The sequence below is a fragment of the Mycobacterium sp. E2699 genome, from assembly GCF_001666745.1.
Classification (GTDB): domain Bacteria; phylum Actinomycetota; class Actinomycetes; order Mycobacteriales; family Mycobacteriaceae; genus Mycobacterium.
Window position 1 is genome coordinate 157,585 of sequence record NZ_LZJH01000035.1, and the last position, 19,494, is coordinate 177,078.

Here is a 19,494-nt window from a genome sequence, read left to right on the forward strand (position 1 = left end):
GAACTGACACGTATCGCCTCAAGCGAAGGAATACCCGTCATTGACCACGGCACGCCGACCGGTGGGGAGAAATCCCGGACGCTTTGATCCCTCCCTCGACGCCGCCATCCTCGAGGCCGCTCTGCAGGGGGTGGCCGAACGCGGCTACGACCGGATGAGCATGGACGACATCGCGGCGCGGGCGAAAGTGGGCAAGGCCGCGATCTATCGCCGATGGCCGTCGAAGGCCGCAGTGGTCGCCGATGCGATCGCCCACTGGCGACGGGGCCTCGGGCCGGTCGAGCCGCCGGACACCGGAAGCCTTCGCGGTGACATCGACGCGCTGGTGGCCGCGGTGCCCGACTTCGACGAAACCGCCCTGAGCACGATCAAAGTGATCGTCGGGGTGGCGACGGCGGCGATGCACCACCCGGTCCTGGCGGCGGCGCTGGACGAGCTCGTGCTGTCCGCCCCCCGCCAGATGATGAGGGTGGTCCTCGACCACGCGGTTGCCCGCGGCGAGATTCCGCCGGGCCGCGACGTGAGCCTGGTCCCCGACGCGCTGATGGGCCTCAACGTGTTGCGCCTGATGACGGGACGGCCGATCGATCGCGTCTACGTTCGCCGCGCTCTCGAGCAGCTGTTGCTGCCGCTGACGACGGCCGGCTCGGGCGACTAGCGCTTGCGTGGCGCCGCGATCCGTGCGACTCTAGCCGTGGAACGGAACTGATACGTTCCGCCTGGTTCGCACACTGCGCGGAGGTGACATGAGCAGCAACGACACACGCGTCCCCGTCCTGATCGTGGGCGCCGGCGCGGCGGGGCTCGCCAGCTCGGCCCTGCTGGCCAAATACGGCGTTCGGTCGCTGCTGGTCGAGAAGCGGCGCGAAACCTTCATCTACCCGAAAGCCCGCAACCTGAGCTTCCGCAGCCTGGAGATCCTGCGCGCCCTGGGCTTGAGCGAGGAAGTCCATGCGGTCGCCGACCGCGTGTCGGCGATGACGGTCAAGCCGGCGCTGAACAGCCCCGACGAAAAGCTGGCCATCGACGTCGACTCGATCTTCGCAGGCATGGAGAAGCTCAGCCCCGAGCCCGCCGCGCAGTACTGCCCGCAGAGCCGGCTCGAGCCGATGCTGCTCGAGGAGACACGACGGCGCGGTGGCGAAGTGCGGTACGGGACCGAACTGTCGTCGCTCGAAGTCGACGACGACGGCGTCACCGCGGTGCTGTCCGGCGGCGACACGGTCCGGGCCGACTACCTCGTCGCCGCCGACGGCGTGCACAGCCCGATCCGGAAGCGATTGGGCATCAACACGTCTGGTTACGGTGCGCTGCCGATCTATGTCGTCTTCATCTACTTCCGCGCGCCGTGGCGAAAGCTGGTGCCGCACCTCGGTGACGGTGATGGCGTGCAAGTGAAGAACGCCGACGTGGATGGCATCTTTCTGGTGGCCAAGGGCGATCTCGGCATGTTCATCACCACCTATTTCCCCGGCAAGGGCGAGACGGCGGACCAGTTCACGCCGCAACGCTGCCGGGAGACGCTCACGAAGGCGTTCGGCGAGCCGCTGGACACCGAGATCATCGAGGTTGCGGCGTGGCAGCCCTACGAACAGGTGGCCGACCAATTCCGTTGTGGGCGAGTCTTTCTCGTCGGCGACGCGGCGCACACCATGCCGCCGTTCAAGGCCGGGGGAGCCAACACCGCCATCCAGAGCGCGCACAACCTGGCCTGGAAGCTGGCCGCGGTCTTGGACGGGACCGCCGGTCCGGCACTGCTAGACACCTACCACGCCGAGCGTCATCCGGTGGGGCGCTTCGCGGCCCGGCAGTCGCTGACCGGCCCGACGCTGGCCGTGCTGCCCTTGAGCGACGACCGGCCGCAACTGCCCGCCGATGAGGAGTGTTCGATGTTTTCGTTGCTCATCGGCTACCGGTACCGCTCGGCGGCGGTGTTGCCTGCCGAGCCCGCGGCTGATGCGGTGCAACTGGTGGAGGAGCTGCGCGGGCAACCGGGGACCCGGGTTCCGCACGTGTGGGTGCGCGACGGCGTCTCGACGCTCGACCTGCTCGGTCCGGGGTTCACCGTGCTGACCGGGGACGAGCGATGGTGTGCGGCAGCGGCTTCCGTGTCGGTCGCCGCACATCGCATCCGGAGCGCGGAGTGGGAGTCGATTACCGGGCTCGACGCGTCCGGGGCGCTGTTGGTTCGCCCGGACGATTTCGTCGGCTGGCGTTGCGAGGAGTTTCCCGCCGACCCGGATGGCGCACTACGCCAGGCACTCTCGGCGATCGTGTGCCGGTAACCACCTCCGCGAGCAGACACAAAAGCCCCCCACACTCGGCGTGTCGCGGGGCTTTTGCGTCTGCTCGCGGAAGAAAAGGTGACCTACAGCGGGATGTTCTTGTGGCGGCCGCGGCGCGCCGGCGCCTGGGCCAGCGCCTCGGTGAGCTTGCCGCGGGTGTGCGCCGGGTCGATCTTCTCGTCGACCACGCCGATCTCGATGGCGCTGTCCACGCCACCGGCGATCCGCTCGTGCTCGGCCGCCAGTTCCTCGTGCAGCGCCTCGCGCTCGTGCTCGGGCGCGGCGGCCAGCTTCTTCTTGTGCAGGATGCCGACGGCGGCCTTGGCGCCCATCACCGCGACCTCGGCGTCCGGCCAGGCGAACACCTTGGTGGCGTTCAGCGAACGGGAGTTCATCGCGATGTAGGCCCCGCCGTAGGTCTTTCGGGTGACCAGCGTGACGCGCGGCACCGTGCACTCGCCGAACGCGTGCAGCAGCTTGGCACCGCGGCGCACCACACCGCCCCACTCCTGGTCGACGCCCGGCAGGTAGCCCGGGACGTCGACGACCACGATCAGCGGGATTCCGAATGCGTCGCACAGCCGCACGAAACGCGCCGCCTTCTCGGCGCTTTCGGAGTTCAGGCAGCCGCCGAGGCGCAGCGGGTTGTTGGCCAGCACGCCGACCGTGCGGCCGGACAACCGGCCCAGCCCGACCACCATCGATGGCGCCCAGTTGGCCTGGAACTCGTCGAACGGCGCGTCCGTGTCGAGGATCGCCGTCACGATCGGGTGCACGTCGTAGGCCCGCCGCGCGGACTCGGGCAGCAGCGCGTGGATGTCGGTCTCGCCGGCCTCGGCCTTGCTGCGGTCGAAATGGCCCTGCTGGCAGAACAATCCGACCAACCGGCGGCCGCGCTCATAGGCGTCGAGCTCGTCGTCGGCGACGATGTGGCACACCCCGGACTTCTTGTGGTGGGTCTCCGGGCCGCCGAGCGAGGCCATGTCGACGTCCTCGCCGGTGACGCTGCGCACCACGTCGGGCCCCGTGACGAACACCCGGCTCTCCGGCGCCATGATGATGACGTCCGTCAGCGCGGGTCCGTAGGCGGCGCCGCCGGCGGCGAAGCCGACGACCACCGAGACCTGTGGAATGTAGCCGGACGCGCGAATCATGGCCTCGAACACCGTGCCGACCGCGTGCAGAGCGCGCACCCCCTCGGCCAGCCGCGCCCCCCCGGAGTGCCAGATACCGACGATCGGGCTCTGCTCCTCGATGGCGGTGTCGTAGGCGTTGACGATGTGCCGGCACCCCTCGGTGCCCATCGCACCGCCCATCACGGTCCCGTCCGTGCAGAACGCGATGGTGCGCACACCGTTCACGGTTCCCGCGGCGGACAGCACGCCCGAGCGGTCACGCTCGTGCAGGAGCTCCACGCTGCCGTCGTCGAAGAAGTTGCTCAGACGCAGCAACGGGTCCCGGGGGTCGAGCGACTCGCCAACCGACTCGGGGGCCATGAGTGTCATCGCAGGTCTCCTGTTCCGAGGGTGCTCGCGGGGAGCGGGTTCAGTACCGCCCGAAGGCGAGTGCCACGTTGTGGCCGCCGAATCCGAACGAGTTGTTGATCGCGTAGTTGTATTCGCCCGGCCGCGGCTTGCCCGCCACCACATCCAAATCGATCTCCGGATCGAGGTTTTCCAGGTTCAGTGTCGGCGGAACGACCTGGTCGCGCAACGCGAGCACGGTCAGGATCGACTCCACCGCACCGACCGCGCCCACCGAGTGACCCAGCGCGGCCTTCGGTGCGTACACCGCCGGCTGGTGGCCGCCGAGTGCCTTATTGATGGCGCGGCTCTCGGCCACGTCGCCCACCGAGGTGCCGGTGGCGTGCGCGTTGACGTGGTCGATGTCCTTGGGCGACAGGCCCGCCAGCTGGATCGCCCGGGCCATCGCGTGCCCGGCGCGCTCGCCGTTGGGGTCCGGGGCCACCATGTGGTAGCCGTCGGAGGTGATGCTGGCCCCCATCAGCCGGGCCAGGATGTTCGCGCCGCGGGCCTTGGCGTGCTCCTCGGTCTCGATCACCATGAGCGCGCCGGCCTCGCCGAACACGAAGCCGGTCCGGTCCCGGTCGAACGGGCGGCACGCGCCCACCGGGTCGTCGTTCTTGGTGGACATCACGATGCGCATCTGGGCGAACGCCGCGATCGGCACGGCCTCGATCTTGGTCTCCACACCACCGCAGATCGCGATGTCGGCCTCGCCGAACACGATGTTGCGCCAGGCCTGGGCGATGCCCTCCGAACCCGAGGCGCACGCCGAAACCGGCGTGATGACACCGGCTTTGGCGTGCCGCTCCAAACCCACCGCCGCGGCGGCGCCGTTGGGCATGTACTTCTGCACGCCGAGCGGCGACACCGCCTTGAGCCCGCGGGCCCGCATGTCGTCGTAGCTGAAGACCATTTCCTCCGACGAACCCATCCCGGTGCCGATGGAGACCATCAGCCGGTTGGTGTCGACCTCGGGCGAGCCGGCGTTCTCCCACACCCGCCGGCCCAGAACGGTCGACATCCGCTGCAGGTAGCCCGTCCGGCGCAGCTCGATGCGCGTCAGCTGACTGTCGAACTCTTCCAGCAGGTGCCCGCCGATGCGAACCGGGAGGTCGAACTCCTCGACGAACGGGTCGTCGAGGACGCGGATGCCACTTTGGCCGTCCTGCAGCAACTTCCAGGTGTTCTCGGCGTCGGTCGCCAGGGCGGTCGTCATCGCGATGCCGGTGACGACGACATTCGGGAGCGTCTTCCCGGTTACCAGTTCGGTCATGGGTCTAACGAAAGTTCCTTCCGTACTTGCCGTGCTTCAGTAACGCCCGAAGGCGAGCGCGACGTTGTGGCCACCGAAACCGAACGAGTTGTTGATCGCGTAACGGAATTCGCCGTAGCGGGGTTCGCCCGCGACGACATCGAGGTCGATCTCCGGGTCCGGTGTCTCGTAGTTGAGGGTGGGCGGTATCACGCCGTCCCGCAGGCTCAATACCGTCAGTACAGATTCCAGCGCGCCGACCGCCCCGATCGAGTGGCCCAGCGCCGACTTCGGCGCGTAGACCGCGGCCTGCTCGCAACCGGCGACCCGGATGGCGTTGGCCTCCGCGGTGTCGCCGATCGGCGTCGCGGTGCCGTGCGCGTTGATGTGGTCAACGTCCTTGGGGGACAAGCCCGCCAGCTCCAGCGACCGCGTCATCGCGCGGCCGGCGCGCACGCCGTCCGCCGCGGGCGCCACCATGTGGAACGCGTCCGAGGTGATGCCGGCACCCAGCAGCCGGGCCAGCGGCTTGGCGCCGCGGGCCTTGGCGTGCTCCTCGGTCTCGATCATCATCAGCGCCCCGGCCTCGCCGAACACGAAGCCGTCGCGGTCCTTGTCGAACGGGCGCGAGGCACGCTCGGGCTCGTCGTTGCGGGTCGACATGGCCCGCATCATCGAGAACGCCGCGATGGGCAGCGCCTCGATGGGACCCTCGACGCCGCCGCACACGGCGACGTCAGCGTCACCCATGACTATTTGACGCCACGCGTGCGCGATTGCTTCCGAGCCCGACGAACAGGCCGACACCGGGGTCATCACCCCGGCGCGGGCGCCGAGCTGCAGACCGACGACGGCGGCCGCACCGTTGGGCATGATCATCTGAACGGCGAGCGGCGACACCTTGCGGGGGCCGCCCTCGTTCATCAGGTCATAGCTCTCGATGACCCGCTCGGCACCGCCCAGGCCCGTGCCGACCACGACGCTGAACCGGTCGGGGTCGACCTCGGGGCTGCCCGCGGTCTCCCAGAGCTGACCGGACAGCAACTTGCTCATCCGCTGGACGTAGGACATGCGGCGCAGGTCGAGCCTGCCCATGTGGTTATCGACGGGCTCCTTGAGGTGCCCACCGATCTTGACGGGCAGGTCCCACTTGGAGACGAACTCGTCCTCGAGTACGCGGATGCCGCTCTCGCCGGCCAACAAACCCTTCCACGTGCTCTCGATGTCCGGCGCGATCGATGTCGTCGCCGTGACGGCGGTTACCACAACGCTGGGGTAACCGCCATTGGCAGTGGAAGGCTTGGTCACTTGCTGTCCGCTTCCAGCCTCGCCTTGACGTTGGCAACGGCCTCGGGGTTCTCGGTCTCCAGCTTGGCGCGCAGAGCCTCGGCGGCCTCGGGGTTCTCTTCCTCGAGCTTCTGGATGTAGGCGACGACGTCACCCACGGTGCGCAGGCCGGCGAGGTCCTCGTCGGGGATCTTGACGCCGTACTTGTCCTCGGTCTGCACCGCGATCTCGACCATCGACAGCGAGTCGATGTCCAGGTCGTCGACGAACGACTTCTCCGGGGTGACCTCCGACGGCTCGATACCGGTCACCTCTTCGATGATCTCGGCGATACCGGCGATGATTTCTTCCTGACTGACGGCCACGGCCTATTCCCTTCGTAATATGTTGAGTGCAAATCGGATTGACGTTTGCAGTTGTTATTTGTACTGGCAGAAGCCGGCGGTTCAGAGGTTTGCCAACTCGTCCAGATCTGCGGGTGACTTGACGGCACGAGCCGTAACCCCCCGAAGTTCGCGCTTGGCGATGCCGGTGAGCGTCCCCGCGGGGGGGAACTCCACGATCGCCGTCACGTTGTGCGCACGCAGGTACTCGGTGCACAGGTCCCAGCGCACCGGCTGGGTCAGCTGGGCGACGAGGGTGTCCATCGCGGCCGCCGCCGAGGCGACGGGCTTGCCGTCGCGGTTGGACAGCAGCGTGGCGGTGGGCTCGGCGGTCACGACGGCGGCGGCGGCCGCCGCGTAGCCGTCCAGGGCCGGAGCCATGTACTTGGTGTGGAACGCCCCGGCCACCCCGAGGGCGCGCACCCGCGCCTTGGCCGGCGGGTCTTCGGCGAGCTTCTCCAGCGACGACAGCGGGCCGGCGGCGACGATCTGTCCGGGCGCGTTGCGGTTGGCGGGGAACAGCTCGAGCTCCTCGAGGCGGGTCAGCACCTCGGCCTCGTCGCCGCCGAGCACCGCGGACATGCCGGTGGGCTCGAGGGCGCAGGCTTTGGCCATCTCGGCGCCCCGGGTGGCGGCCAGCGCGACGGCGTCATCGGCGGCCAGCACCCCGGCGATCGCGTAGGCCGCGATCTCCCCGACGGAGTGGCCGGCGACGACGATTTCGGCGAGGTCCTCATCGCTGAGCAGGCCGCGCCGCGTCAGCTCCTGGTGGGCCAGCAGCGTGTTCGCGACCACCAGCGGCTGCGTCACCGCGGTGTCGGTGATCTCCTCGGTCGACGCGGTGGTGCCCAGCCGCACCAGGTCCAGGCCACTGGCCTTCGACCACAGCGCGAGCTGGTCGGCGGCGCCTGGCAGCTCCAGCCACGGCGACAGCATCCCCTCCGTCTGCGACCCTTGTCCGGGCGCAAGCAATGCAATCACGTGTCTAAGAGAACACTGTGGAAACGGTTTTGGCGGGTGTAACAGATTATGAACCTCGTCTTAGGTTTTTGTATACACCTTACAAAACGGCTTCTTAAGCTACGTTTTTGATACCGGCGCGCGATCTGTTGGCTAAATCACTGTCGCCGGTGCTAACCCGTGGTACCGCTCCTGACCGGCAGGGGAACCGGCGCCACGGTCCTGGCGGCGACGCTCGACGGCGGCGCCGGGTAGTTGAGTTGGCCGACCGTCGAGGCCACACGCAGCACATATGCGTCGCGCGGCTGGGTGGGATCACGCCCGGTGAAGTCGGTGATGCGCTTGAGCCGGTAGCGCACGGTGTTTGGATGAACGAACAACTTTCTGGCACAAGCTTCAATCGCGCCGCCACAATCCAAGTAAGCGTCCAGGGTCTCGATCAGCGTCGGCCCGGCGTCGGCCAGCGGCCCCATCACGTCGGTGTGCAGCGCCACGATCGCCGACGCGTCGCCCATCAGGGCCCGTTCGGGCAGCAGCTCCCGGGCCAACACCGGCCGCGGCGCGCCGCGCCAGCCGGCGACCGCGTTCATCCCGGAGATCGCCTCGCTGGCGCTGTGGTAGGCCGCGGTCAGCATGGGCGCCGTCGGTCCGATGACCACCGGGCCGTCGGAGAACGCGTTCAGCAGATCGCCCAGGAATTTATCGGTCGCCGACAATTGGCCGGACACGATGGCCACCAGCCAGGTGCCGTGCACGTCGGTGAGCGCCGCCCGGCCGTGCCGCGCGGCGATGTCGCGCACGCCCTGACTGGCCCGCTGGCTGCCGATCTCGCCGTCCGGCTCGTCGCGACCCGGCGCCGGTATCCCGACCACGACCGTCGCGGGCGCGGTGGTGTCCCAGTTCAGTGCGGCCGCCCGGGACAGCAGTTCCGGGCCGGTGTCGCCGCGGACCACCGCGTCGACGACGCTGGCCTCCATCCGGCTGTCCCAGGTGCCGCGCGCCTCGGCGGCCTCCGCGTAGGACGAGGCGGCGGTGAACGCCAGGTCGCGGCTGTACTTCAGCACGCCCACCGTGAGCGCGGTCAACTGCTCCTCGGAGCGCGCCACCAGCGGCAGCACCTCCTCGAAGAACTCCATGGTGACCCGCACCATGTCCACGCTGTGCCGCAGCGCGATCCGGCGGGCCAGATCCTGCGGCACCAGCTCGAAGGCCTGCGCCGTGTAGCTGACGTTGCTGTGCGGGTCCTGCATCCACTCGACGAAGTTGTTGATCGCCGTCTGCACCACCAACGCCACGCTGGCCCGCTGGGAGGCCTCCAGGTCGGCGAAGAACGGCAACCGGTCCTGCATGACCGAGACCGCCTCGGTGGCCAGCCGGCCCGAGTACTGCTTCAGCCGTCGCAAAACCGAGTCCGGCACGTGGTCCAGCAGTTCGAGCGGCGACCTGGGTCTCGCCGAGGCGAACGGACCGGCGAAGGCGTTGTCGTTCATCCCTAAAATCTACGTCAGATTTCTGGAACTTTCCGCCAACGCGGCGGGGTGTTGGCGGCGGTTCGGGCCGTGAGCGTGAAGTTAGCCTCACGCTCGGCGCCCAGCGTGAAGCTAACTTCACGCTCGGCGGGCGGGGGCACCCCGAGCGGTGCGGGGCGCCCTCAGGCCACGCCGGGGTCGGAGGTCTGCTCGGGCGCGGCCAGCACGTCGTCGATCCGGTACTCACGCGCGGCCGCCACCGGCACCGACGGGTCGATCTCGCCGTCGCGCGCCAGCGCCTCGAGCACCGCGACAACCTGCGACTCGGCGTCGGTGTTGAAGTAGCGCCGCGCGGCGGGCCGGGTGTCGGAAAAGCCGAACCCGTCGGTGCCCAGCGTGACGAAGGTGCCGGGCACCCAGGGCCGGATCTGCTCGGGCACGGCCCGCATCCAGTCCGAGACGGCGACCACGGGGCCCTCGGCGCCCGCGAGGGCCCGGGTCACGTACGGGGTGGCGGCCGGCTGGTCGGGGTGGCGCAGCCGGGCCCGCTCGACGCCGACGCCGTCGCGGTTGAGCTCGCCCCAGCTGGTCACCGACCACACGTCGGCGGCGACGTCCCACTCGGCGGCCAGCATGTCGGCGGCCTGCAGCGCCGACGGCATCGCGACGCCGGACGCCAGGAGCTGCGCCTTGTTCGTGCGCTGTTCGGTGGCGGCGCGGTAGCGGTAGATGCCGCGCAGCACGCCCTCGGGATCGAAGTTGTCCGGCTCCGGCGGCTGCGGGTACGGCTCGTTGTAGACGGTGATGTAGAAGAACACGTTCTCCGGGTTCTCCCCGAACATGCGGGCCAGCCCGCTCTCCACGATGTAGGCGATCTCGAAGGCGAACGCCGGGTCGTAGGACACCACCGCGGGGTTGGTGGCGGCCAGCAGCAGCGAGTGGCCGTCGGCGTGCTGCAGGCCCTCGCCGGTCAGCGTGGTGCGCCCCGCCGTCGCCCCGAGCAAAAAGCCGCGCGCCATCTGGTCGGCGGCCGCCCACAGGCCGTCGCCGGTGCGCTGGAACCCGAACATGGAATAGAAGATGTAGATCGGGATCATCGGCTCGTTGTGCGTCGCGTACGACGTGCCGGCCGCGATGAAGGAGCCCACCGACCCGGCCTCGTTGATGCCCTCGTGCAGGATCTGTCCGACTTCGCTTTCCTTGTAGGCCAGCATCAGGTCGGCGTCGACGGCGGTGTACAACTGGCCGAGGCGGTTGTAGATCTTCAGCGACGGGAACCACGAGTCCATCCCGAACGTGCGTGCCTCGTCGGGAATGATCGGCACTATGCGCGGCCCAATCTCCTTGTGCCGCAACACTTCCTTGAATGTCCGCACGGTCGCCATCGTGGTGGCGACCTCCTGGTTGCCCGATCCCTTCCGCAGCGCGGCGTAGGTGTCGCGGCCGGGCAGTGAGAGCGCCTTGGCCTTCGTCCGCCGTTCCGGCAGGAAGCCGCCCAGCGTGCGGCGCCGGTCGAGCATGTAGCGGATCTCCGGGGCGTCGGGGCCGGGGTGGTAGTAGGGCGGCAGGTAGGGGTTCTCGTCCAGCTGCGCGTCGCTGATCGGGATCCGCATCGAGTCGCGGAACCACTTGAGGTCTTCCAGCGCAAGCTTTTTCATCTGGTGGGTGGCGTTGCGGCCCTGGAAGTGCGCGCCCAGCGAGTAGCCCTTGATGGTCTTGGCCAGGATCACCGTCGGCTGCCCCTTGTGGTCGACGGCGGCGCGGTAGGCGGCGTAGACCTTGCGGTAGTCGTGGCCGCCGCGCTTGAGGTTCCAGATCTCGGAGTCGGTCATGTGCTCGACGAGCGCCTTGGTGCGCGGATCGCGGCCGAAGAAGTGGTCGCGCACGTAGGCGCCGTCGTTGGCCTTATAGGTCTGGTAGTCGCCGTCGGGCGTCGTGTTCATCAGGTTGACCAGGGCGCCGTCCTTGTCGGCGTGCAACAGTGCGTCCCACTCGCGGCCCCAGACCACCTTGATGACGTTCCAGCCGGCGCCCCGGAAGAACGACTCCAGCTCCTGGATGATCTTGCCGTTGCCGCGCACCGGGCCGTCGAGGCGCTGCAGGTTGCAGTTGATCACGAAGGTCAGGTTGTCCAGGCCCTCGAGCGCCCCGACGTGCGCCAGCCCGCGGCTCTCCGGCTCGTCCATCTCGCCGTCGCCCAAAAAGCACCAGACATGCTGGTCGGAGGTGTCCTTGATGCCGCGGTCGTGCAGGTAGTGGTTGAACCGGGCCTGATAGATCGCGTTGAGCGGGCCCAGGCCCATCGACACGGTGGGGAACTCCCAGAAGTCGGGCATCAGCCGCGGGTGCGGGTACGACGGCAGCCCGCCGCCGGCGTGGCTGTGTTCCTGGCGGAAGCCGTCGAGCCGGTCCTCACTGAGCCGGCCCTCGAGGAAGGCGCGGGCGTAGATGCCGGGGGAGGCGTGGCCCTGGATGAACACCTGGTCCCCGCCGCCGGGATGGGACTTGCCGCGGAAGAAGTGGTTGAACCCGACCTCATACAGCGCCGCGGACGAGGCGTAGGTCGAAATGTGGCCCCCCACACCGATTCCCGGGCGCTGGGCGCGGTGCACCATGATCGCCGCGTTCCACCTGATCCACGCCCGGAAGCGGCGCTCGACGTCCTCGTCGCCGGGGAACCACGGTTCCAGCTCGGTCGGGATGGTGTTGACATAGTCGGTCGACGTCAGCGAGGGGATGGCCACCCGCTGCTCGCCGGCCCGTTCCAGCAAGCGCAGCATCAGGTAGCGCGCCCGGGCCGGCCCGGAGCGCTCCAGCAGTTCGTCGAAGGACTCCAGCCACTCCGAGGTCTCGTCGGGATCGATGTCGGGCAGATAGGAAGCCACACCTTCGCGGATCACCCGAACGCGATCGGGTTCGCTTGCGCTGCTGGGGGATTTGGCCAGATCGTGGCGCGCGAACTCCGTGGTCAACTCACTACTCCTGTAGTCGGCTGCGTCTTGTCCTCCTATCGTGCCGCACCGACGTCGCGGGCGGGTAGCCGCGGCTGCAATCGGCACCCGGTAACGTCAGCAATCGTGCTCATCGGATGGCGTGCCGTCCCTCGCGCGCAGGTGGGGGATCTCCCCAGGCGAGGCGCGCTGGCGCTCGGCTGTGTCGCGGCGCTGGTCATGGGGATCGTCGGGTGTACCAGCGTCACCAACGGCACGGCCACACCCGACACCAATGTCGCCCCGGCCTACCGGCAGTCGGTGTCCGCGTCGGTGTCGGCATCCTCGGCCACGTCGCGCGTGAAGGAGTCGCAGCGGCAGCAATCGCTGACGACCAGGGCGGTGCGCACCTCCTGCGACACGCTGGCCACCTCCAGCAAGGACGCGATCGACAAGGTGAACGACTACGTCTCGGCGTTCAACGCCGGCCGCAGCACCGGCCCGGCCGAGGGCCCGGCGATCGGGGCGCTGAACGACAGCGCCACCACGGTGTCCAACAGCTTCAACGATGCGCTGTCGCAGCAGTTGAAGGACGCCTTCAACGCCTATGTGGACGCGGCCCGCGGGGTGGCCAATGCCATCGGCACGCACGCGTCGATCGCGGAGTTCAACCGGCGGGTCGACCAGCTCAACGACACCAAGACCAAGGCGCTGAAACTTTGCCTGGCATCCTTCTGAGGCGCCCGACGAGGCACGGCTATGGACCGCGTTACTGCTGTGCGACGATAATTCCCATCGCACGGTGCGCGGACGGTCTAGGGAGGTTTCACGGTGGTCGCGGCGGATGACGCCTCGAGCTTCGCTCGCAAACTGGGCATCCAACGGGACCAGGTCGTCCAGGAATGGGGCTGGGACGAGGACTCCAACGACGACATCCGGGCCGCGGTCGAGGAAGCGTGCGGCAGCGAGCTGCTCGACGAGGACACCGACGAGGTCATCGACGTCGTGTTGTTGTGGTGGCGCGACGGCGACGGCGACTTGGTGGACACCCTGATGGACGCGATCAGCCCGCTGGCCGAGGACGGGGTGATCTGGGTGTTGACGCCCAAGACCGGCAAGCCGGGACACGTGCTGCCCGCGGAGATCGCCGAGGCGGCCCCCACCGCCGGCCTGATGCCGACCTCGTCGGTCAACCTCGGCGATTGGAGCGCCAGCCGGCTCGTGCAGCCCAAGTCGCGGACCGGGAAGCGTTGATGCTGTCCGTCGGCACCGCCGCCCCCGACTTCACCTTGCGCGACCAGAACCAGCAGCCCGTCACCCTGAGCTCCTTCCGCGGCGCCAAGAACGTCCTGCTGGTGTTCTTCCCGCTGGCGTTCACCGGGATCTGCCAGGGCGAGCTGGATCAGCTGCGCGACCACCTGCCCGAGTTCGAAAACGACGAGAGCGTGGCCATGGCGATCTCGGTGGGTCCGCCACCCACGCACAAGATCTGGTCGCTCGAGAGCGGGTTCATGTTTCCGGTGCTCTCGGATTTCTGGCCGCACGGCGAGGTCAGCCAGGCCTACGGGGTGTTCAACGCCGACGCCGGCTATCCCAATCGCGGTACCTTTGTCGTCGACCGGTCGGGGATAATCCGTTTCGCCGAGATGAAGCAGCCCGGTGAGTCACGCGACCAGCGGCTCTGGCGCGAGGCGCTGGCGGCTCTGCACGCCTGATGTTTGGGTGCTCGGCCCGTCGGCGTGTAGCCTGCTGCGGACGTTTCAGGGGCGCGTAGCTCAGTGGTAGAGCTCTGGTTTTACACACCAGCGGTCGGCGGTTCGATACCGTCCGCGCCCACCGATGTGCATGCGGATGAGCGTTGCCTACCGGCATCGGCTACGCCTGCGGAGACTTGGCCGGCGCCGCGAGCGTAACGGCACGGCGATATTGTGCTCCGAGTTTCGCAGTGAGGTTACGCTTGCGGGCTCGCGCAAGTCATCGCGGCTGAGCGCTTCCCGCCCTATCGGCGCAGCACGGGGCGCAGCTGATGCAGCACGTCGGGATCTTCGATGGTGGAGGGGGGCGGCTCGTCATGACCATGGGCGATCGCGCGCATCGACTTGCGTAAGATCTTGCCCGACCGGGTCTTTGGCAACGCCGCGACGATGTCGACCTGTTTCAGGCACGCGACCGGGCCGATCTCTTCGCGGACCAGATCGACCAACTCGGCCGCGATCCCGTCCGGCGCCGCGCCGGCGTTCAGGACGACGAATCCCCGCGGAATCTGGCCCTTGATTTCGTCGGCGACCCCGATCACGGCGCATTCGGCCACTGCCGGATGAGACGCCAGGACCGCCTCGATCTCACCGGTCGACAACCGGTGCCCGGCCACGTTGATGACGTCGTCGATGCGGCCCATGACGAACAGGTATCCGTCCTCGTCGACGAATCCGCCGTCGCCGGTGAGGTAGTAGCCGGGATGCTCGCACAGGTACGACGACTCGAACCGCGCGTCGTCCTGCCACAACGTCGGGAAAGTGCCCGGCGGCAGTGGGAGGCTGAGACAGATCGCACCTTCCTCCCCGGGCCGGCATCCGCTGCCGTCGGGGTGCAGGATGGCGACGTCGTAGCCCGGCATCGCCACCCCGGGTGACCCTGCTTTGATCGGGAGAGCTTCGATGCCAACCGGATTGGCGGCGATTGCCCACCCGGTCTCGGTCTGCCACCAATGGTCGATGACCGGGACGTCCAGCTTCTGCGACGCCCAGTGATAGGTGCCGGGGTCGAGCCGCTCGCCGGCGAGGAACAGCGATCGCAGCGAGGCGCGGTCGTAGCGGGCCAGCCACCTGCCGAGCGGGTCCTCCTTCCGAATCGCGCGGATGGCCGTCGGGGCGGTGAAGAGCACGTTGACACCGTGTTCGGCCACCACGCGCCAAAACGCGCCGGCATCGGGCGTTCCGACCGGCTTGCCCTCGTACAGCACGGTGGTCGCGCCGGCCAGCAGCGGCCCGTAGACGATATAGGAGTGCCCAACCACCCAGCCGACGTCGGATGCCGCCCAGAACACGTCCCCGGGGCATACGCCATAAATGTGGCGCATGCTCCACAACAGGGCCACCGCGTGACCGCCGTTGTCACGCACGACGCCCTTCGGCTTGCCGGTCGTGCCTGAGGTGTACAGGATGTAGAGCGGATCCGTCGCCGCGACCGGCACGGCAGGCGTGGGCTGCGCATCGGACATCAGCGCGTCCCAGTCATGGTCGCGGCCGTCAATTAGCTTGCAGCGCAGGCGATCCCGTTGAACGATGATGCAGTGCCGCGGCGGGTGCACGCTGGCGTCGATCGCCGCGTCGAGCATTGGTTTGTACTGCACGACCCGTGTCGGCTCGATGCCGCAGGACGCCGTCACGACCACGGCGGGGCGGGCGTCGTCGATGCGCGTGGCCAGCTCATGGGCCGCGAATCCCCCGAACACCACGGAGTGCACCGCCCCGATCCGTGCGCACGCCAACATGGCGACGAGCGCCTCGGGGATCATCGGCATGTAGATCACCACCCGATCACCCTTCTCAACGCCGAGCGTGCGCAGGACGCCCGCGAAACGTGAAGTGACGTCGAGCAGTTCGGCGTAGGTGATCGTGCGCTTCGTTGCGGTCACCGGCGAGTCGTAGACGAGCGCGGCTTGGTCGCCCCGACCGGCCTCGACGTGCCGGTCCAACGCGTTGGCGCACGTGTTCAGCTCGGCGTCGGGAAACCAGCGGTAAAACGGCGGTCGACTGTCGTCGAGGATCTGCCGCGGTGGGCGGGTCCACGTCACCTCGCGCGCCGCGTCCCCCCAGAACTGTGCCGGGTCTGCAAGGCTGCCTCGGTGCAGGTCGCGGTAGCGGCCCATGGCCTCTTCTCCTCCGCTGAAGGGAACGATGCCAGTGCAGTACAGACGATAGGTGCCCCGGCCACAAGGGCCCTTGGACCCCTCGGGTGCCGCCGCGCGTTGCCGCTGATCTACCGGTATGGCAAGGTCTGGGGGCGTGGGCGAGCACCCCGATTTTCACGGCGCCGGCGCCGGACGCACCGCGCCGCCCGTCGGGCCACTGCCGGCCGACCAGCAGCCCGCCACCAAGGCCGATCTGTACGCCGCCGTCGATGCGCTGCGCGCCGACATGCGCCATCTGCTCGACGAGGTCCGCACCCTGATCGCCGGCGCGGATCGCCGCGCCGCAGACACCGCTCCGCGGCATCACATCGACGACGACGAATGGTGATCGGCGTGAGACCGTTTCGCATCGACGTCTTCGACGACGTCCTGGTGGACCTGCGGTCGCGGCTGGAGCGCACCCGCTGGCCCGAGGCCGAGTGCGTCGACGACTGGAGCCAGGGCATCCCGTTGGGCTACACCCGCGAGCTGGCCGGCTACTGGGCCACCGAGTACGACTGGCGCTCCCGTGAGGCCGCGCTCAACCGCTTCGACCAGTTCGTCACCGACATCGACGGGCTCGACATTCATTTCATCCACCAACGTTCGCCGCACGACGACGCCTTCCCACTGGTGATCACCCACGGCTGGCCGGGCTCGATCGTGGAGTTCCACAAGGTGATCGAGCCGCTGACCAACCCGGCGTCCGGGCGCGCCGAGGACGCCTTTCACGTCGTGTGCCCGTCGCTGCCGGGGTACGGGTTCTCCGGCAAGCCCACCCGCACCGGTTGGGGCGTCGAAAGGATAGCCGAGGCGTGGGAGACGCTCATGCTGCGCCTGGGCTACGACCGCTACGGCGCGCAGGGCGGCGACTGGGGCGCCGCCGTCACCACCCAGATGGGCCGAAACCGGGGGCACTGCGCGGCCATTCACCTGAACATGCCGATCGGGCGGCCCACCAAGGAATCCCTGGCGAATCCGACCGCCGAGGAGCAACGCGCCCTGGCCGCGATGGCCGAGCACCGCAAGTGGGGCACCGGTTATTCCAAGCAGCAGTCCACCCGTCCGCAGACGCTGGGCTACGGGCTGGTCGATTCGCCGGTGGGGCAGCTGGCGTGGATCGTCGAGAAGTTCTGGGCGTGGTCCGATTGCGACGGGCACCCCGAGAACGTGTTCAGCCGCGACGAGCTGCTGGACAACGTGATGGTGTACTGGGTGACCGCGACCGGAGCATCGTCGGCCCGGCTGTACTGGGAAAGCTTCCGGGTCTTTGGTCAGCTGGGCCGGGTCGAATTGCCCACCGGCGTCAGCGCTTTCCCGGGCGAGCTGCTCAAGGCGCCGCGGAGCTGGTGTGAGCCGGTGTACAACATCACCCACTGGACGGACATGCCGCGGGGCGGGCACTTCGCCGCGTTCGAGCGGCCGGAGCTGTTCGTCGACGACGTGCGCGCGTTCTTCGCGACGGTGCGCTAGACGATCCGCCAGCCCCTGCGGGCCCGAAAGCGCATGTCCCACAGGTAAATCTGATAGCTGAAGATCCACGCACGGCGCGGGATGAGCCGGTCGGCCAGCCTCAAGGCGGCCAGCAGCCACTCGAAGCGGCGCTGCTGTCCCTCGGACCAGTCCAGCCGCATCATCGCCCGGAACTCGGGGGCCAGGAAGCCCGTCGTCGCGAACATGTTGAACGGCCCCAGGGCCCGCAGCGGCCACGGCAGAAAGGCCAGCGAGGCCACCCCGCGCAGGTGCTCGCGCACCGGCGGGTCGATGCGCAGCTCGTCGAGGGAGCGCTTCCAGTACTCGTCGAACGCGGCGCGGTTCGGCGGCCACATGCGCTCGGGCACCTGCAGCGTGGTCCCCAACCGCTTGGCGTCGCGGTAGACCGTGTCGGCGGTGGAGTCGTCGAGTGGACCGTGCAAGAACTCGTGCTGATCCACGAAGTAGCGGTACAGGCACGACGCCACCCACAGCTGCAACTTCGGGTCGAAGGCGTTGTAGGACACCGGACTTGACGATGTCGAGCGGACCTGCCGGTGCGCGACGTCCACGGCGCCGCGGATCAACGCCCGGTCGGACTCGGTCCCGATGGCCGCCACCGCCAGGTAGGTCCCGGTGGTGCGGGCCCGCTTGAACGGATGCTTGTAGACGTTGCCGCTGTCCACCGGGCTTTCCAGCACGCCGTAACCCACGCCGGGCAAGGACAGCTGCATGATCACGTTCGCGGCGGGCAACAACACCGCCGCCGGGTTCAGCAAATCGGCGATCCGGGTCGCCGGCCGCATCATCGCGGATTACCCCTCATGGCGTCGAGTACACCACGGCAGGGCGTTATTTCCGCCGGAAAATGGGCAGTCGAGGACGATGAGTACTCAACCCGGTAACCCGCGGCCACTCGCCCGCCCGCCTAACCTGGCACCGACGGCCGACCCCGACGCCTTGCTGTGGTGGGTGGTGGGCCTGCTGATCATTGTCGTGATCGTGGCCGCCGTACTGGCCATCTAGCGCGGCCGACGCCGCGGCGCGTGTGAGACGCTGCCGGGGTGTCTGCGACGCGGCCCCGGATCGCGGGCGTGCTGGCCGGGTACCTGGGCGACCTCGCCCTGGGCGACCCGCAACGCGGCCATCCGGTCGCCCTGTTCGGCCGCGCGGCCGCGGCGCTCGAGCGCGTCACCTACCGCGACGGCAAGGCCGCCGGCGCGCTGCACGCGGGCCTGCTGGTCGGCGCGGTGACGGTGCCGGCCGCGGCCGTCGCCCGCCGGTCCGCCGCCGCCACCGGCGCGGCCACGTGGATATGCCTGGGCGGAACTTCATTGGCGCGCACGGGACTGGAGATGTCGCGGCTGCTCGAGCGGGACGACGTCGCGGCCGCGCGACGGCTGCTGCCGTCGCTGTGTGGGCGCGACCCGGCGCGGCTGGACGCCGCCGGCCTGACCCGCGCGGCGCTGGAATCGGTCGCGGAGAACACCTCCGACGCCCAGGTGGCGCCGCTGCTGTGGGCGGCGGCCGGCGGGGCGCCCGCGGTGCTGGCCTACCGCGCGATCAACACGCTGGACTCGATGATCGGCCACCGGTCTCCACGTTATCTCCGATTCGGTTGGGCCGCAGCGCGATTGGACGACACGGCCAACTATGTCGCGGCGCGCGCGACCGCGGCGCTGGTGGTGCTCTGCGCGCCCGTCGTCGACGGATCCCCGGCGGCCGCGCTGCGCGCCTGGCGCCGCGACGCGGCCCGGCATCCCAGCCCCAACGCCGGTGTGGTCGAGGCGGCCTTCGCCGGGGCGCTGGGCGTCCGGCTCGGCGGTCCCACCCAGTATCACCACGAGCTGCAGATCCGGCCGACGCTCGGAGACGGCCGGCAGCCCGAGGTGGCCGACCTGCGCCGCGCGGTGGCCTTGTCGCGGGCGGTGCAGGCGGCCGCGGCGCTGTTGATCGGGCTTTTCGGGGCGTTGAGTGTGCATCGATGGCGTTGAGAGTGCGTGTAGGGCGGGATCATCGCAATTTTCGCGCCCTCAG

The 19,494-nt window shown here is 68.9% G+C and carries 18 protein-coding genes and 1 tRNA gene; 10 read left to right on the forward strand and 9 right to left on the reverse strand.

Translation table 11 applies throughout. The features are described from left to right. The first annotated feature begins 40 nt into the window (after positions 1-40). Both A5696_RS04855 and A5696_RS04860 read left to right on the forward strand, forming a co-directional pair. Positions 41-658: a TetR/AcrR family transcriptional regulator gene (locus A5696_RS04855; protein ID WP_067874211.1), complete on the forward strand. Its 618-nt coding sequence runs from the start codon at positions 41-43 to the stop codon at positions 656-658. An 88-nt stretch (positions 659-746) separates the two neighbouring features. After that, the gene (locus A5696_RS04860) at positions 747-2,285 is read left to right on the forward strand and encodes an FAD-dependent monooxygenase (RefSeq protein WP_067874213.1); all 1,539 of its coding nucleotides are present in this window, start codon (positions 747-749) and stop codon (positions 2,283-2,285) included. An 83-nt stretch (positions 2,286-2,368) separates the two neighbouring features. On the opposite strand, the gene A5696_RS04865 is transcribed toward A5696_RS04860, so the two are convergent. The 7 genes from A5696_RS04865 to aceE all read right to left on the reverse strand — a co-directional run bounded on the left by A5696_RS04865 (position 2,369) and on the right by aceE (position 12,134). Then, positions 2,369-3,790 carry an acyl-CoA carboxylase subunit beta gene (locus tag A5696_RS04865; protein WP_067874215.1) on the reverse strand — a complete coding sequence of 474 codons (1,422 nt, stop codon included), beginning with the start codon at positions 3,788-3,790 and terminating at the stop codon, positions 2,369-2,371. Positions 3,791-3,830: 40 nt separating this feature from the next. Continuing rightward, positions 3,831-5,084 (reverse strand): 3-oxoacyl-ACP synthase KasB, encoded by a 1,254-nt coding sequence (gene kasB / locus A5696_RS04870; RefSeq protein ID WP_067874218.1) that lies wholly within the window; start codon positions 5,082-5,084, stop codon positions 3,831-3,833. Positions 5,085-5,120: 36 nt separating this feature from the next. Continuing rightward, positions 5,121-6,371, reverse strand: coding sequence for a 3-oxoacyl-ACP synthase KasA (gene kasA, locus A5696_RS04875; protein ID WP_067874222.1), 1,251 nt, complete (start codon positions 6,369-6,371; stop codon positions 5,121-5,123). Beyond that, positions 6,368-6,715, reverse strand: coding sequence for a meromycolate extension acyl carrier protein AcpM (acpM, locus tag A5696_RS04880; RefSeq protein ID WP_003872368.1), 348 nt, complete (start codon positions 6,713-6,715; stop codon positions 6,368-6,370). Before acpM ends, kasA begins: the two co-directional genes overlap by 4 nt. A gap of 81 nt (positions 6,716-6,796) precedes the next feature. Continuing rightward, a complete protein-coding gene (locus A5696_RS04885) occupies positions 6,797-7,714 on the reverse strand; it encodes an ACP S-malonyltransferase (protein WP_067874225.1) in 918 nt (305 codons plus the stop codon). A 152-nt stretch (positions 7,715-7,866) separates the two neighbouring features. Beyond that, positions 7,867-9,183, reverse strand: coding sequence for a CdaR family transcriptional regulator (locus A5696_RS04890; protein ID WP_067874228.1), 1,317 nt, complete (start codon positions 9,181-9,183; stop codon positions 7,867-7,869). 161 nt (positions 9,184-9,344) lie between these two features. Further along, the gene (aceE, locus tag A5696_RS04895) at positions 9,345-12,134 is read right to left on the reverse strand and encodes a pyruvate dehydrogenase (acetyl-transferring), homodimeric type (RefSeq protein WP_067874230.1); all 2,790 of its coding nucleotides are present in this window, start codon (positions 12,132-12,134) and stop codon (positions 9,345-9,347) included. Between the two features lie 105 nt (positions 12,135-12,239). On the opposite strand from aceE, the gene A5696_RS04900 reads away from it, so the two are divergent. From A5696_RS04900 to A5696_RS04915, 4 genes are all read left to right on the forward strand, one after another. After that, positions 12,240-12,830: a hypothetical protein gene (locus A5696_RS04900; RefSeq protein WP_067874232.1), complete on the forward strand. Its 591-nt coding sequence runs from the start codon at positions 12,240-12,242 to the stop codon at positions 12,828-12,830. Positions 12,831-12,923: 93 nt separating this feature from the next. Next, positions 12,924-13,346, forward strand: coding sequence for a DUF3052 domain-containing protein (locus A5696_RS04905; protein WP_067874235.1), 423 nt, complete (start codon positions 12,924-12,926; stop codon positions 13,344-13,346). Further along, entirely contained in the window at positions 13,346-13,807 is a 462-nt protein-coding gene (locus A5696_RS04910) for a peroxiredoxin (RefSeq protein WP_067874238.1), read from the forward strand. Before A5696_RS04905 ends, A5696_RS04910 begins: the two co-directional genes overlap by 1 nt. Positions 13,808-13,856: 49 nt before the next feature. Further along, positions 13,857-13,928 (forward strand) — tRNA-Val (locus A5696_RS04915). A 163-nt stretch (positions 13,929-14,091) separates the two neighbouring features. Here A5696_RS04915 and A5696_RS04920 read toward each other — a convergent pair. Beyond that, positions 14,092-15,963 carry a propionyl-CoA synthetase gene (locus tag A5696_RS04920; RefSeq protein WP_067874241.1) on the reverse strand — a complete coding sequence of 624 codons (1,872 nt, stop codon included), beginning with the start codon at positions 15,961-15,963 and terminating at the stop codon, positions 14,092-14,094. A gap of 136 nt (positions 15,964-16,099) precedes the next feature. Between A5696_RS04920 and A5696_RS04925 the strand changes: the two genes are divergently transcribed. Together A5696_RS04925 and A5696_RS04930 are read left to right on the forward strand one after the other, a co-directional pair. Next, positions 16,100-16,333 carry a hypothetical protein gene (locus A5696_RS04925; RefSeq protein ID WP_067874244.1) on the forward strand — a complete coding sequence of 78 codons (234 nt, stop codon included), beginning with the start codon at positions 16,100-16,102 and terminating at the stop codon, positions 16,331-16,333. 5 nt (positions 16,334-16,338) lie between these two features. Beyond that, positions 16,339-17,457 carry an epoxide hydrolase family protein gene (locus A5696_RS04930; protein WP_082968923.1) on the forward strand — a complete coding sequence of 373 codons (1,119 nt, stop codon included), beginning with the start codon at positions 16,339-16,341 and terminating at the stop codon, positions 17,455-17,457. Here the strand turns inward: A5696_RS04930 and A5696_RS04935 are convergent. After that, positions 17,454-18,266, reverse strand: coding sequence for an oxygenase MpaB family protein (locus A5696_RS04935; RefSeq protein WP_067874264.1), 813 nt, complete (start codon positions 18,264-18,266; stop codon positions 17,454-17,456). The two genes, A5696_RS04930 and A5696_RS04935, sit on opposite strands and share 4 nt — an antisense overlap. A 76-nt stretch (positions 18,267-18,342) precedes the next feature. Here A5696_RS04935 and A5696_RS27570 point away from each other — a divergent pair, with 76 nt between their 5' ends. Further along, entirely contained in the window at positions 18,343-18,483 is a 141-nt protein-coding gene (locus A5696_RS27570) for a hypothetical protein (protein WP_156738248.1), read from the forward strand. A gap of 38 nt (positions 18,484-18,521) precedes the next feature. Next, positions 18,522-19,451 (forward strand): cobalamin biosynthesis protein, encoded by a 930-nt coding sequence (locus tag A5696_RS04940; RefSeq protein ID WP_067874267.1) that lies wholly within the window; start codon positions 18,522-18,524, stop codon positions 19,449-19,451. The last annotated feature ends 43 nt before the right edge of the window (positions 19,452-19,494 follow it).